The following is a 14,152-nucleotide window of genomic DNA, read 5'->3' as shown; positions in this document are numbered from 1 at the left end:
ATCTGTCGATGAAAATAACTCGCAATGTATGCCCCAGAAACTGCTTTGGAACCTGCAGCATTCTCTCCTATGTGGAAGATGATCAATTGCTAAAGATAACGGGTGATCCAAAGCATGGCTTTACCGGAGGACATTTGTGTGCCAAGGGCTATGCCTATACCCAATACGTGGATAACCCTTTGCGTTTAAAATATCCGATGATCCAAGCATCAAGGGGCTCTGGGAATTGGAAAAGGATTTCATGGGACGAGGCCTATACCATTATCGCTGAGAAAATGGTTGAGCTCTACCGCCGCTACGGTTCTAATCTAGTAAGTGGATTTAATAAATTTTCAGGAAACTTAGGTTTGCTGCATTACGCTGTGGAAGGGATGTTCAATAGCATTGGACCACATACAAAGACATACGGAGATCTCTGTCTAGCTACTGGAGAAGCAGCTATTAGAGATGCCTTTGGTGATTTCATTAGCCCGATTCCTGAAAATATGGCGAATGCCAAAATGATTGTTATCTGGGGGGCGAATCCTGCTGTTACTAATATTCATCAAATGAAGTTTATTTACAATGCACGAAAAAACGGTGGGAAGCTCGTTGTCATTGACCCAATATATACAGAAACGGCTGCCAAGGCCGATTTATTTGTGCAAATAAATCCTGGTACCGATGCGCTCCTCGCATTAGGAATTGCGGAGATCATTCTCGAAAAAGGAATGGCCGATCTCTCCTTTGTAGAAAATCAAGCAGGATTTCGCGAGTATAAAGAGCTTCTATCAAACACTCAAATTTCAGAGATATGTAAGCACACAGGGGTTAGACTCGAAGTAATGGAAGAGCTAGCGGATTTGTATGGAAATCTAAAACCTGTTGCTACATGGAGCGGGTTCGGTCTGCAACGCAATGAGTTTGGCGGTCAAAGTATTAAAGCAATTAGCTCCTTGGCGGCCATTTCTGGCAATCTTAAATACGGGGGTGTCTATTATGCCCACGGAGATATTAGCGATTTTCCTATGAATCTCTTAAATTTCCCTGAAAAAAAACATCCAACTATTAAGGACTCAAGAAGGGTCAACATTTCCAATTTTGCCGGGGAATCAAACAGGCTTAAGGACCCGCCACTAAAGCTATTATGGATCGCCTCACGCAACCCGCTTGCCCAGGATCATAATATGAAGGCCTGGAAAGAGCTGATTAGTAGCTTAGAACTAATCATCACGGTAGATTTATTTATGACGGAGACAGCGAAACTATCCGACATTGTTCTCCCTGCAGCAAGTCATTTTGAGGAGGAGGATCTAAACGTCAGTTATTGGCATCATTGGCTTGCAGTGAATGAAAAAACGCTCCCTCCTTTCTACGAAGCAAAAAGTGATCTAAAAATTGCCGGGGAACTAACCCAAAGATTGAACGAAATATCTCCCCAATTCTCTACCTTTCCGTCCAAGCTAGAGCCACTAGATTGGATTGAGAAAGAATTGAATGAGAAGGTGAGAGATTTGTACGGAATTAAGAGCTATAAGGATTTATTAGAAGGACCTAAGCCACGGAGGGATGAAAGAAAACAGGAAGGTTTTTTTTCCTTCATTAATTCGAATGATGTCAAAAGGATTTATGATGATTCAGAATGGAGGAAACAGGAAAAACATTCATATCCATTTCGACTGCTCTCACCGCAGTCACTGCTCCAAATTCATTCACAGTTTGGTAATCTACCCTGGCTCCAACCAACTGTTGATGAAGGAGAAGAAACAATTGTTGAAATAAACGAAAATATCGCCGCAAGCTCTGGGATTTCAAATAATATGAAAGTAAAAATATATAACGAGAACGGTTCAGTTATCGCAAAGACCAAAACAAACCCGCAATTGCCTTCTGATTGTCTACTTGTCAAACAAACAGGAGTGAATTCTATCAACCAGCTTATCGGAATACACGCAGAAATGGATATGGCCCCGACTACAATCTATTTTTATGATAGCTTTGTAGCCATCTCAAAACTATGACGGAAAGAAGACGATCTAGATGACGAAACAAATGGGATTTATATTTGATGCTGATATGTGTATTGGATGTATAGCTTGCGAAGTCGCTTGTCGGAATGAAAATAATACAGAGGGAAATATCCGCTGGCGCCGTGTGTCAAGGCTTACATCCGAGAGTTTTCTGTCTAATTCCTGCAATCACTGCAGCAGTCCAGAATGCTTTCGTGTTTGTCCTGAAAATGCATTTACAAAGCGTCATGATGGCATTGTTCTCATTGATTCCAATCTTTGTACAGGTTGCCAGCTTTGCGTAAATGCTTGTCCTTACGGAGCGCCGCAATATAACTTCGAGACGAACAAGGTCTCGAAGTGTCAAATGTGTTATCCTCGACAGGACAAAGGACTTCCTCCTGCTTGCGTTGAAGCCTGTACAACCGGTGCATTAACGATTGCAGATTTAGAAGAATTCCATGATCCTGATGCGGTACCAACGATTGAGGGATTTCCTGATATCCGCATGACCCAGCCATCTGTGGCTTTTTATTCTGTGAAAGATAGAAAAAGGTATTTTCTTAATAGATAATAGAGTTTATTTGTGGTAAAAGTCACTGACATCTGTTAATATTTGTATTAATATGGATATAATCCCTTTTAAGTAATAGTAAAGGGAAGCTACTATATTCTGATTGTTTTCAGATAAGCAGATCTATTAGGACTTTATTTAAAGGAGCAGTTACCACAATGGCTGTACTTGCTAACGAAAAAAAATTAGTCAATATGATTGAAACATTGAGAAAGGAAATGATTCAATCGGGAATGAAGGAGGGTCTCTCCAGCAAAAAAACAATTGAATTAAGCCAGCTCCTTGACCAATACATGCTTAAGTATCAAAAAACAACCTATAAAATATAAGGACTCTCTCAATTAGCCGTTTAATGTTGAGGGATTTTTTGTTCCAATGAGAAAAGTCTAGGCATAAACCTAGACTTTTCATAGCTACTTATTTTGGTGTGTTTATACCAGAATTCGATACAAGAAGCTGTGCTCTCTTGTTGTTGGTTGCAATGATATAAATGGCTCCGATGGCAATCGCTGCCGCAATGATGGAACCAATATTGAAGATTCCTTTTTCGTTCCACCACACGATTGAGTATCCAAGTGCACCAAGCAATAAGGCATAATAGGTAAATGGCAGAAGTGTTTTTCTGATAACGGTTCCTTCTTTTCCTACTAAACCAACAACAGCCGATGCAGCAACTACGTTATGAACACAAATCATATTCCCTGCTGCTCCACCAACTGCTTGCAATGCAACGATCCACTCTGGATTAACCCCAATCTGTGAACCGACATCGTATTGGAACAAGGAGAACATCATATTACTGACCGTGTTACTACCAGCAATAAAGGCCCCGATTCCTCCAATAAAGGTTGCAAAAATTGGCCAAGCATCTCCAACTAATGCTGCAACACCATTCGCAAGTTCGATTGGCATTCTTTCATACCCAGCTGCTCCGCCACCAGTATTTAAGAAAACCTGAACCATTGGGACTGTAAAAATTAAAGCAGTTGAAGCAGAGATCATTGTCTTTGCGGATTGGCTCAATGCACGCCCATAGGCTTTACCGTCCATTCCATGTAAGAAATATGTGATTAGGGATACTAAGATGAAGATTGCACCAGGTGAGTAAAGAGGTTGAAAACTAGATGTAATTCCCGAATCGAAGATGTTTTCCCATTTTAGCGTCCAAGCTTGACTCCATTCCATAAATGGCAAGGATTTCAATCTTGTTAATATTAAGAAAATTCCGACTAATACATATGGAATCCATGCCTTCCCCATGCTCATGCTGCCACTTTTGTGCGCTATATCTTTAATCTCAATTTTACCAGACCATTCAGGATCCCATTTTGATTTTTCTTCAAAATCCCATACCTCATCCTTTGGCATTAGGAAGCCTTTTTTCGCTGCAAAGATGACAATCGCTAAACCAACAAGTCCACCAACCATCGATGGGAACTCAGGTCCAAGTGTATTTGCTACAATCACATATGGAATCGTCATAGCAAAGGCAGAGAACAAAGCAAATTTCCAAATCTTTAAGCCTTCAGTAAAGGACTTGTTCTTACCGAAGAATTTTGTCATGAATGCAACCACGATAAGTGGAACTAAAGTACCTGCAATCATGTGCAAGATTGAGACTTTTTCAGCAATACTAACAGTTAATGCTAGAAAATCATTTGTAATACTAGGGTCAGCTGCTAAGCCCGATTGAGCTCCTACTAGCATTGGTGTTCCAACGGCTCCAAAGGAAACTGGAGTACTTTGGATGATCATCCCTGCAACAACGGCAGCCATTGCTGGGAAGCCTAATCCAACCATTAATGGTACCGCAACAGCAGCAGGTGTACCAAATCCCGCAGAACCTTCAATAAATGAGCCGAATAACCAAGCTACAATAATAACCTGAATACGTCTGTCTGGTGAAATATCTGTAAATCCTTGACGAATCGTCTTAATTCCACCGCTTTCCTGAAGCGTATTTAAAAGTAGAATCGCTCCAAAAATAATGTACAAAAGTGTTCCTGCTGTGAAAAGACCATGGAGTGAGGCAGCAGCAACATTAGCTCCTGGCACCTTCCAAACAAATAAAGCTAGAACGATTGCGACTACGTAGGAAATTGGCATTGCTTTACTAGCAGGCCAACGAAGCCCTACGAGAAAGATGGCAACTGCAATAATTGGCAGAAGCGATAAAAAACCTAACATGCCTGTACTCATAACATTTCCCCTTTCAAGTTTGTTAATAAAAAATAATAATTTCTACTGTTGCTTAATAAGCAACAAAGTTATACAACAATACAAAAAATGTTATATAACAGATACATCCTAAATAAGATTATACACAGTTTATTTTATGATTCAACAAATATTTTGAAAATTTTTTAAATAAAGTAAAATAAAAAAATTTGTTCGAAATATCTTTTTCAAGGTTTTTCCAAAGTTTATCCTACCCTAGTAGATTTCTAGTAAAGCTAAAATAGGAACAATATTGGTCAAAACCTAAAGATTTCAAACAAATTTTCATAAAAATTATGAATTTCCAACATAACCGAGTCTTGCGGAAATCATTCTGCCAGCAGTCATCATTTTTTCTTTTAAACGCTCCAGTCTCTCATCTGTCATTCTCATGGTCGGGCCTGAAATACTGACCGAAGCGACGACTTTTCCTAAATGGTCAAAAATTGGAACAGCAATACAGGTGATTCCCGTCTCATTTTCCTCCAAATCCAATGCGTATCCAAGCTGCTTCACTTTCACGAGTTCTTGGAGAAATTCATCCTTGTCGGTTATCGTTTTATCCGTATGCATGGGCAACCCTTTACGGTCGATGATGTCTAATACAATATTGAGTGGCAAATGTGCGAGAATGGCTTTCCCTACAGAGGTACAATGCATAGGGGCTCTTTTTCCTACCTTTGAATGCATTCTCAATGTTTCATTGCCTTCCAATTTTTCAATATAGACGACCTCGCCCTGATCATAGACAACTAGATGAATAACCTCATTAGTATCTCGCTCAAGCTCAAGTAGGAATGGCTTTGCCTCTGTTCGTAAATCAATCGATTCTAATAATCTTGAACTAATTTCCAGGAATTTATAGCCAAGCTTATAACGTCCTGTTTCTACGTCTTGTTCAACATATCCATATTGCACTAATGTTGACAAAATTCGATAGACGGAGCTTTTATTAATATCGATTTGATTGGCAATCTCTGTCACACCAAGACCGCCCTTCTTGGAGCTTACCATGGCGATAATGTCTAAAGCCCGCCCTACCGACTTAACCGTATTTTCCCTATCTTTATTATTCATATGAATGTTTAACTTTCAGCTCCTATCTTTTCATATAGCGTAAATGTGTTTCTTAATACCCCTATTTCTTCAATTTCACATTCAATGATATCATTTGCGCGAACAAATTCCGCTCCAACCGGGCTGCCCGTGAGGATTACATCTCCTGGCTGCAACGTCATTACTTTAGAGAGATAAGAAATCATTTTGGGAATAGAAATAATCATCAATTCTGTTCCACTATTTTGTTTTTCTACTCCATTCACTTTAGCGCGAATTTTTATTTTTTCTATCTCTAGCTCTGTCTCGATTACCGGCCCAAGCGGTGTGAACGTATCAAAGGATTTTCCGACAGTCCAATGGCCAGCCTCATGGAAAAATTGCGGTGCGGTCACATCGTTTCCGATTGTATAACCGAATATGTAGTCGAAAACCTCCGACTCCTCAAGATCTTTTGCTTCCTTTCCAATAATGACAGCCAGCTCCGATTCAAATTTCACTTCCTCACAACCTACAGGGATGTTAATATTCTCCTCAGGACCAATAACGGATGAAGTCGGTTTAAAGAAGAACACCGGAATGTCTGGGAGAGTATTTGGAAGATCTGTCTTTTCCGCGACAAAGTTTGCTCCGATTCCAATGATCTGATTTGGTTCTAGGGGAGCTAGAAACACCGCTTCATCCGTTGAAAAGACTTGTCCCGTATAGGACCAATCTTTGAAAATATCACCTTTAATTTCTCGTATAACATCATTTGCAACGACACCTGTATAGGTAGTCGAACCGACTCTAAAACGCGTGAATTTCATTTTGCTTCTCCTTCGCTTAGTTTTTTTTGAATATACTGTGAATTCATGCGATGTCTTAGCTAAATGAGTCTCTACGATGTTATCTCTTTGGTGGTTCTCTGCTGTTCTGCTTATCTGATATCTAGTATGAAGAAGGAGGCATTCTTTTTCAAGATAGAATGCCTCTATACGGTGTGAATATTTTATTGTCGGTTGGTGCACCAACCCACTAAATTTATCATATTATTTTGCTACAGCAACCTTCGCTTTAAATTCTGCACGGCGACGATGTAGAATTGGCTCTGTATAGCCATTAGGCTGTTCGTAGCCCTTAAATACTAGGTCACATGCAGCTTGGAAGGCAACGGATTCATCATAATTTGCAGCCATTGGACGATAAGCAGCATCTCCTGCGTTTTGCTCATCAACTACCTTTGCCATCCGCTTCAATGTCTCTAATACTTGCTCTTCGGTTACAATACCATGGTGAAGCCAGTTTGCCATATGTTGACTAGAGATACGGAGTGTTGCTCTATCCTCCATCAATCCAATGTTATTAATATCAGGAACCTTCGAACAACCAACACCCTGTTCAACCCAACGGACAACATAGCCTAGAATCCCTTGTGCGTTGTTATCTAGCTCTTGCTGGATTTCCTCCGGTGTCCATGTAGGATTTTCAGCAACCGGGATGGTTAAAATATCATCTTGTAAATCTGCATTTGCAGCCTCTTTGAGTAATTCATTTTGGACTTCAGCAACGCTTACCTGATGATAGTGAAGGGCATGCAATGTTGCTGCTGTTGGCGATGGAACCCAAGCCGTGTTCGCCCCTGACTGTGGATGACCAATTTTTTGCTTAATCATCTCAGCCATCATATCCGGCATAGCCCACATTCCTTTACCAATTTGAGCGTGGCCCTGGAAGCCCACGGAAAGCCCGACATTAACATTAGATTTCTCGTAACCTTGTAACCACTTGGTCGCCTTCATATCGTTCTTGCGAATCATCGGTCCTGCTTCCATGGATGTATGCATTTCGTCGCCAGTTCGATCGAGGAAACCGGTGTTAATAAAGACGACTCTTTCTTTTACCTTACTAATCGCATTCTTTAAGTTAATGGTTGTACGGCGTTCCTCATCCATAACTCCGATTTTTAAGGTATTGCGCTCTAGTCCAAGTAAATCCTCGACACGATCGAAAAGTTCATTAGCAAAAGCTACTTCCTCAGAGCCATGCATTTTAGGCTTTACAATATAGATGGAACCCTCGGATGAATTTTGGAATTTACCAGTGCCTAAAAGAGTATGTTTGCCAATTAAACTCGTCAGAACTGTATCCATGATCCCTTCTGGAATTTCTTCTCCGTCTGGGCTTAAAATCGCATTTGTTGTCATTAAATGACCAACATTACGAGTGAACATGAGGGAGCGTCCCTTTAGGGTAACTTCCTCTCCAGTTGGAGAAGTATACTCTCGGTCAGGATTCATGGCACGGGTCATTGTCTTGCCTCCTTTTTTGAAGGTAGCAGTTAAATCCCCTTTCATGAGACCGAGCCAGTTGCGATAGACGTGAACCTTATCCTCTGCATCAACAGCCGCCACAGAATCCTCACAGTCCATAATCGTAGATAGAGCCGACTCCATTAATACATCCTTCACGCCAGCCTTATCTGTTTTTCCAATTGGTGATTCACGGTCGATTTGAATTTCAAAATGAAGGCCGTTATTTTTTAATAGGACTGCAGATGGCTCATCCCCGCTTCCTTGATAACCAACAAATTTAGAATCATCTACTAGACCTGTTGTCGCTCCGTTTGCTAATTGAACAACTAGCTTGCCATTCGCAACGGAGTATTTTTCCGCATCCTTATGTGAACCGTCAGCCAATGGTGCCGCTTGGTCAAGAAACTCCCTCGCAAATTCAATTACCTTAGCACCTCTTACAGGGTTGTATGCTCCCTCGCGATGAGCTCCACCTTCCTCACTAATCGCATCCGTGCCATAAAGAGCATCATAGAGGCTTCCCCAGCGGGCATTCGCTGCATTTAACGCATAACGAGCATTGTCAACAGGTACAACCAATTGCGGCCCTGCAACTAAAGCAACCTCAGGGTCCACATTCTCTGTTGTCACTTGATAGTCTTCAACCTCTGGCTCAAGATAACCAATTTCCTCAAGGAAGCGCTTATATTTTTCAAAATTAAACTCTTTATTTTCTTTATGCCATTGATTCAACTTCTCCTGAATTTCATCACGACGTGCTAATAATGCCTTATTCTTTGGAGCTAAATCTTTAATTAGCGCTTCGAACCCAGCCCAAAATTGATCTTGGTCCACTTGGCTCCCTGGAAGGGCCTCAGAATTAATAAAATCAGCAAGAATTCCTGCAACCTGAAGATTTCCAATTTGAACGTATTGAGTCATTGATTCTTCCTCCTAATTCCATTTTGTTTGTTATTACGAAACAGCGTTTCTTTTATTATTTAAAAAAATAATATCATGAAAAAAATGTTCTTTCAACAATTTTCAAAAAATTAATGAGCGTCTATTTATTTGGAGCAGCAAATAGAAAACGCTGCTCCCTAGACCTTTAGACCGTTTTCACAGCCTCTTTTAATTCCTTTTTAACCTCTGCACAGCGCCCCGGTGAAGGGAAAAGTTTCCCTGAGTTGAGAAGATTCTTCGGATTAAAGACTTCACGAATATCGGTTTGGGCGATTATTTCTTGATCGGAGAAAACATAGCGCATTTCTTCCTTTTTTTCGATGCCGACACCATGTTCTCCTGTAATGGTTCCTCCGACATCTGCACAGACCTGGAGACAAGCGCTTCCAGCCTTCAAAGCCTTTTCGGTTTCTCCGGGCACTCTCGCATCAAAGAGGACAAGAGGGTGAAGATTGCCATCTCCTGCGTGGAAGATATTTGAAATGCGCAAGCCGTATTCTTCACTAATTTTATTGATTCTTGCTAGAACTTCAGGTAGCTTACTTCTTGGTATCACTCCGTCCTGAACAAGATAGTCTGGAGAGATGGCACCCATCGCACCGAAACCGGTCTTCCGGTTGGCCCACCATCTCCCCCTCTCTTCTTCACTCTGCGCTACCTTTACTTCACGAACATTTTGCTTTCTGCAGACCTCCAAAATTTCATTAATTTGCTCATCGATCCCTGCTGAGATCCCATCCACCTCAATGAGAAGGAGAGCTTCAATATCTCGCGGATGACCTACTGGGAACGCGGCAGCTTCGACCCCTTCAATCGCCGTCTTATCCATCATTTCAAGCGCTGCAGGAACAATTCCAGCAGAAATAATATCTGAGACTGCTTGACTTCCATCCGATACTTTATCAAAATACGCTAATACGGTTTGTTTCGCCTCTGGATTCTTTAGAATTCTTACCGTTATTTTCGTAACTATTCCTAGGGTTCCTTCAGAGCCTGTCAATAGGCCTAATAGATCATAGCCTGGAGCATCAGGCACTCCATTTGTGCTAATCTCTAGAATTTCACCGTTTGGCATGACGACCTCAAGACCAAGAATATGGTTTGTGGTGACTCCGTACTTTAGACAGTGGGCACCACCGGCATTTTCAGCTACGTTCCCACCAATCGTACAAGCATATTGACTGGAAGGATCTGGGGCATAATAGTAGCCTTTATGAGCAATTGAGTTGGTTAGCTTAAGATTGACAAATCCTGGCTCTACTACCGCACGGCGATTTTCAAGATCCACACTTAAGAGCCGCTTCATTTTCACCAAGCTAATGATCACTTCCCCATTTAACGGGATTGCACCGCCACTAAGCCCCGTTCCTGCACCTCTTGCTAAAAATGGTAGCCCATGGGCATCACAATATTTCACAATCTCAGCGACCTCTTCCGTATTATCTGGAAAAACAACCGCCCTCGGTAGATGCTTATGAATCGTAAAACCATCACAGTCATAGGCGAGAAGATCGGGTCTCTTGTAAAGAATCCACTTCTCTCCGACGATTTTCGCAAGATTGATAATATCCTTATCCGTTGTTTGCAAGCCTTTTCTTGCCATTAGTTCCCCCTCTCTTTCTCATCTTCTTTTTGGTATGCCCAATCAAGCAATTGGACGGTATGAACAATTTTTTGATTTCTACCATATTTTTCAACCCCAACGGCCATCTGCAGCATACAGCCAGGATTCCCCATGGAAATCATTTCAACATCGGCAGGCACATTCTCCATTTTGCTTTCTAGAACAGCCCCTGCCATTTCAGGATTAGTAATGTTATAAACTCCCGCACTTCCACAGCATCGATCGGCATTTGGCATGTGAACCATTTCAACACCAGGTATATTGATTAATAAATCACGTGGTTCCTCCCTTACGCCCTGACCATGGGCTAAATGGCATGCATCGTGGTAGGTAATCTTTGTATTCAACTCTGCCTTTGGAATTTCGTAGCCTGTATCGTATAAGTATTTTGAAATATCCTCTACCTTTTGAGAAAATTCCTCTGCTTTTTCGCGCCATTCTGGGTCTTCCCGGAACAGCTCTGGATATTCCTTCAGCATGCAGCCACAGCCAGCCGCATTGACGATCACCTTTTCCGAACTTCTAAAAGCTTCAATATTCTGCTTAGCAAGCTTTCTTCCTGTTTCACGATCCCCTGCATGCACGTGAAGGGCCCCACAGCAGGTTTGATTTTTAGGGATAGTCACGTCATTTCCGTTTCTTGTCAGCACATTAATCGTTGCTTCATTAATATCGCTGAACATCACATCCATAATGCAGCCTGTTAACATCGAAACCTCATGCTTTGTTTCCCCTTTTGCCTTAATCACATCCTGATTTTTGTATTTCTTTTGAACAGGCGTACCGATTTTTGGCATGATTTTTTCCATTTCAACGAGATGCTTTGGCATGATATGAATGAGGCCTGTCTTTCGAACTACCTGTTGTATACCGCTTTTTTGATAGAATTTAAGAAGGCCACCTAAAGAATGCATGCGGTTTTGATGGGGGAAAAGTCCTTCAAGAATCGCTTTGCTGACCGTCCCTTTAAACCCTTTGAGCGGCATCGCTTGTCGCACCTGACCACGAGCCTCCTCAATCAGTCCACCAACATCTACATCAGCTGGGCATGCAGTCGTACAGGCACGACAATCAAGACAAACAAAGACAGGATCGGCAAATTCTTCATCGACTACGAGCCTTCCCTCCGCTACAGATTTGATCAGATGAACTCGACCACGTGGAGAGTGCTGCTCCTGACCTGTTAGTTCATAAGTCGGACAGGCTTCTAGACACATCCCACAGTGAACACAATCGGCCCACTTTTTTTCATCAGGCGGATCACTCCATAGGTAATTGCTTAAGCTATTTGTTTGGCAGGATGGGGCCTTTTTCAAATCCAATTCTCTTACACTCAAGGTTATATCCCTCCTACAAATCGTTTAGGATTCAAGATATGATTTGGGTCAATCTTCTTTTTGATTCCATCTAACAGAAAGAAGTAAGATGGCTTCTCTCCCCATACACTAATCTTTTGCCGAAGTGATAAAGGGAGATGCTTAATGGTCACATACCCACCGAGTCCCTCGGCCACGCTTCTTAAATGATAAATTGCAGCTTCTATATCCTCATTTGCACCCGCTAGGTTTATTTGACAAAGTCCATGTCCTAATCCTCCATGGGCTTCGACACGAAGATTATATGAATCACGGAGAAGTTCACTTTCTTGAATCATCTTGAGAACATCAAGATTAACTACTCCAACTTTGAGTGAGGCCTCTGTTTCTTGTTCCGTTTTTGCCTTTTTTCCATTCGGAGCAAGACGATAAAAATGCTCCCAAAATGCTTGTGCCTTGTCCTGTGGAAGTATTTGTATTTCGCTATTATTTGGTTTTATTTTCTTGATGAATTCTTCTTGATAATGCACCGAGCTCTCTACATCCTCAAAACACATCGCCAAAATATATGAACTTTGTCCAGTAAGAATCTCAGACATCATGGGGCTTATGAGCTCCAGTGAAACAGGCTCCATCATCGAGTCTAGTATCTTTACTGCAAAGGCTTTAACCTGTTCGATGTCTCCACTCGGAAATGATAGTAAAACAAGACTCTCATATTTCGGCAACGGCCTTAGCTTTAAAGTGATCTCCGTAATCACGCCTAAAGTACCCATGGAGCCAATAAAGAGCTTATTCATGTCATAGCCTGCAACATTTTTTACAACCTTTCCTCCAGTACGGATAACCGTTCCATCAGGATAGACAACACGCAGACCGATCACGACATCCCTTGCGGAACCATACCCCAAGCGTTTGGGTCCACTATCATTAGCCGCAATCACTCCGCCAATCGTAGCGTCTTCTGGCCAAGCAGGGTCTAATGAGACTTTTTGATTGTAGCCAGCTAAATAGTCCTGCAGTTCCTTGAAGGGAGTCCCTGCCTTCACGGTCACAGTCATATCTCCAACTGTATGCTCAATAATCCCCCGATAATTCCTGAGGGAGAGGACGATATCCTCACTTTCCGTGATTCCACCATAACCTCTTTTTGTCCCCCCTGATACGACGGAAATAGTCTTTCCATTCTCATTTGCATAGCTTAATAGTTTGACTATTTCATCCTCAGTTTCTGGGGCAGCGATTATTTTTCCCGAATTTCCTAGATAGGAGCTCTGTGCATCGTTTTCGGTAATGCATTCTTCACGTATAATGTCCTTTAATTCCGTAAGAGCATTTGAAGTCATCATCAAAACGTCCCTCCTCTATTCTTTTATATCTGCTCTCACTACTTGCTTTCGGATAGACTCCATAGATTTGTCTGTAAAATCCGTTCCACGTATTCTAAATGTTCAGTCATTTTATTCTTAGCTTCTTCTGCGTGATTCGCTCTAATCGCATGAAAAATATCTTTATGCTGCTCATTGATTTTCTTTACTTTGAGGTGATCTCTTTGGATGAAATGGTGAAAGTCATTCATATGTTTTTTCGTGGTGGCTGAAATGAATTGCATGAGTTGAATGATGATTTGATTTCCAGAGGCTTTAGCTATTGTCATATGAAAGTTATAATCATGCTCCCAATCGCCCAAAGCTTCTTGGGATATGATTTCTTTTAGCTCTCTTACATGTCTATCTGATCTGTTCGTGGCTGCCAATTCCGCAATTTTCGGTTCTAGCATTTTTCTTACTTGGTATAAATCGCGAACATCACTTGATTCAGGGCTTATTAGTGGATGATTAAAAAGGGTGACCGATTCAAACGTTCTTATGTAGGTCCCTTCTCCTTGTCTGACATCAACAGTACCTTTTCCCTTAAGGGTGATAATCGCATCCCGTATCGCAGAGCGACCTACGCCAAACATATCACACATTTCACGGACCGACGGAAGCTTTTCCCCTGATTGAAATGTCCCATCCTCAATAAGCTTCTCTATTTGTTCTACAACAGATTCCGATACCTTCTTCACATAAATCTTCTCTACATTCACAAATTCCTCCCCCTTTCCTCCTGACATTTTTTCAGATATCACATATCTGATA

11 protein-coding genes are annotated in these 14,152 nt (G+C 41.6%); 3 read left to right on the top strand and 8 right to left on the bottom strand.

Annotation, left to right across the window (positions count from 1 at the left end; translation table 11 throughout):
• Positions 1-8 precede the first annotated feature (8 nt).
• From J2S07_RS08380 to J2S07_RS08370, 3 genes are all read left to right on the top strand, one after another.
• Positions 9-2,000 (top strand): molybdopterin-dependent oxidoreductase, encoded by a 1,992-nt coding sequence (locus J2S07_RS08380; RefSeq protein WP_307149971.1) that lies wholly within the window; start codon positions 9-11, stop codon positions 1,998-2,000.
• Positions 2,001-2,019: 19 nt separating this feature from the next.
• Positions 2,020-2,562 carry a 4Fe-4S dicluster domain-containing protein gene (locus tag J2S07_RS08375; protein WP_307149970.1) on the top strand — a complete coding sequence of 181 codons (543 nt, stop codon included), beginning with the start codon at positions 2,020-2,022 and terminating at the stop codon, positions 2,560-2,562.
• A 158-nt stretch (positions 2,563-2,720) separates the two neighbouring features.
• The gene (locus tag J2S07_RS08370) at positions 2,721-2,891 is read left to right on the top strand and encodes an aspartyl-phosphate phosphatase Spo0E family protein (protein WP_307149969.1); all 171 of its coding nucleotides are present in this window, start codon (positions 2,721-2,723) and stop codon (positions 2,889-2,891) included.
• A gap of 88 nt (positions 2,892-2,979) precedes the next feature.
• On the opposite strand, the gene J2S07_RS08365 is transcribed toward J2S07_RS08370, so the two are convergent.
• The 8 genes from J2S07_RS08365 to J2S07_RS08330 form a co-directional block, all read right to left on the bottom strand.
• Positions 2,980-4,761 carry an L-lactate permease gene (locus J2S07_RS08365; RefSeq protein WP_307149968.1) on the bottom strand — a complete coding sequence of 594 codons (1,782 nt, stop codon included), beginning with the start codon at positions 4,759-4,761 and terminating at the stop codon, positions 2,980-2,982.
• A gap of 312 nt (positions 4,762-5,073) precedes the next feature.
• Complete coding sequence (locus J2S07_RS08360) at positions 5,074-5,856, bottom strand: IclR family transcriptional regulator (protein ID WP_307149967.1); 783 nt, start codon at positions 5,854-5,856, stop codon at positions 5,074-5,076.
• 8 nt (positions 5,857-5,864) lie between these two features.
• On the bottom strand, positions 5,865-6,644 hold the full coding sequence (locus tag J2S07_RS08355; RefSeq protein ID WP_307149966.1) for a fumarylacetoacetate hydrolase family protein: 780 nt from the start codon (positions 6,642-6,644) through the stop codon (positions 5,865-5,867).
• Between the two features lie 222 nt (positions 6,645-6,866).
• A complete protein-coding gene (locus J2S07_RS08350) occupies positions 6,867-9,050 on the bottom strand; it encodes a malate synthase G (RefSeq protein WP_307149965.1) in 2,184 nt (727 codons plus the stop codon).
• A gap of 166 nt (positions 9,051-9,216) precedes the next feature.
• Positions 9,217-10,674 (bottom strand): FAD-linked oxidase C-terminal domain-containing protein, encoded by a 1,458-nt coding sequence (locus J2S07_RS08345; protein WP_307149964.1) that lies wholly within the window; start codon positions 10,672-10,674, stop codon positions 9,217-9,219.
• A complete protein-coding gene (locus J2S07_RS08340; RefSeq protein ID WP_307149963.1) occupies positions 10,674-12,032 on the bottom strand; it encodes a (Fe-S)-binding protein in 1,359 nt (452 codons plus the stop codon). The genes J2S07_RS08345 and J2S07_RS08340 overlap by 1 nt, the downstream gene beginning before the upstream one ends.
• A gap of 2 nt (positions 12,033-12,034) precedes the next feature.
• A complete protein-coding gene (locus J2S07_RS08335) occupies positions 12,035-13,360 on the bottom strand; it encodes an FAD-binding oxidoreductase (protein ID WP_307149962.1) in 1,326 nt (441 codons plus the stop codon).
• 38 nt (positions 13,361-13,398) lie between these two features.
• On the bottom strand, positions 13,399-14,100 hold the full coding sequence (locus J2S07_RS08330; RefSeq protein WP_307149961.1) for a FadR/GntR family transcriptional regulator: 702 nt from the start codon (positions 14,098-14,100) through the stop codon (positions 13,399-13,401).
• Between the last annotated feature and the right edge of the window lie 52 nt (positions 14,101-14,152).

Origin of the sequence: Anoxybacillus andreesenii (assembly GCF_030813005.1) — a bacterium.
Classification (GTDB): domain Bacteria; phylum Bacillota; class Bacilli; order Bacillales; family Cytobacillaceae; genus Robertmurraya; species Robertmurraya andreesenii.
This window is presented reverse-complemented; position numbering and strand designations above follow the sequence as displayed.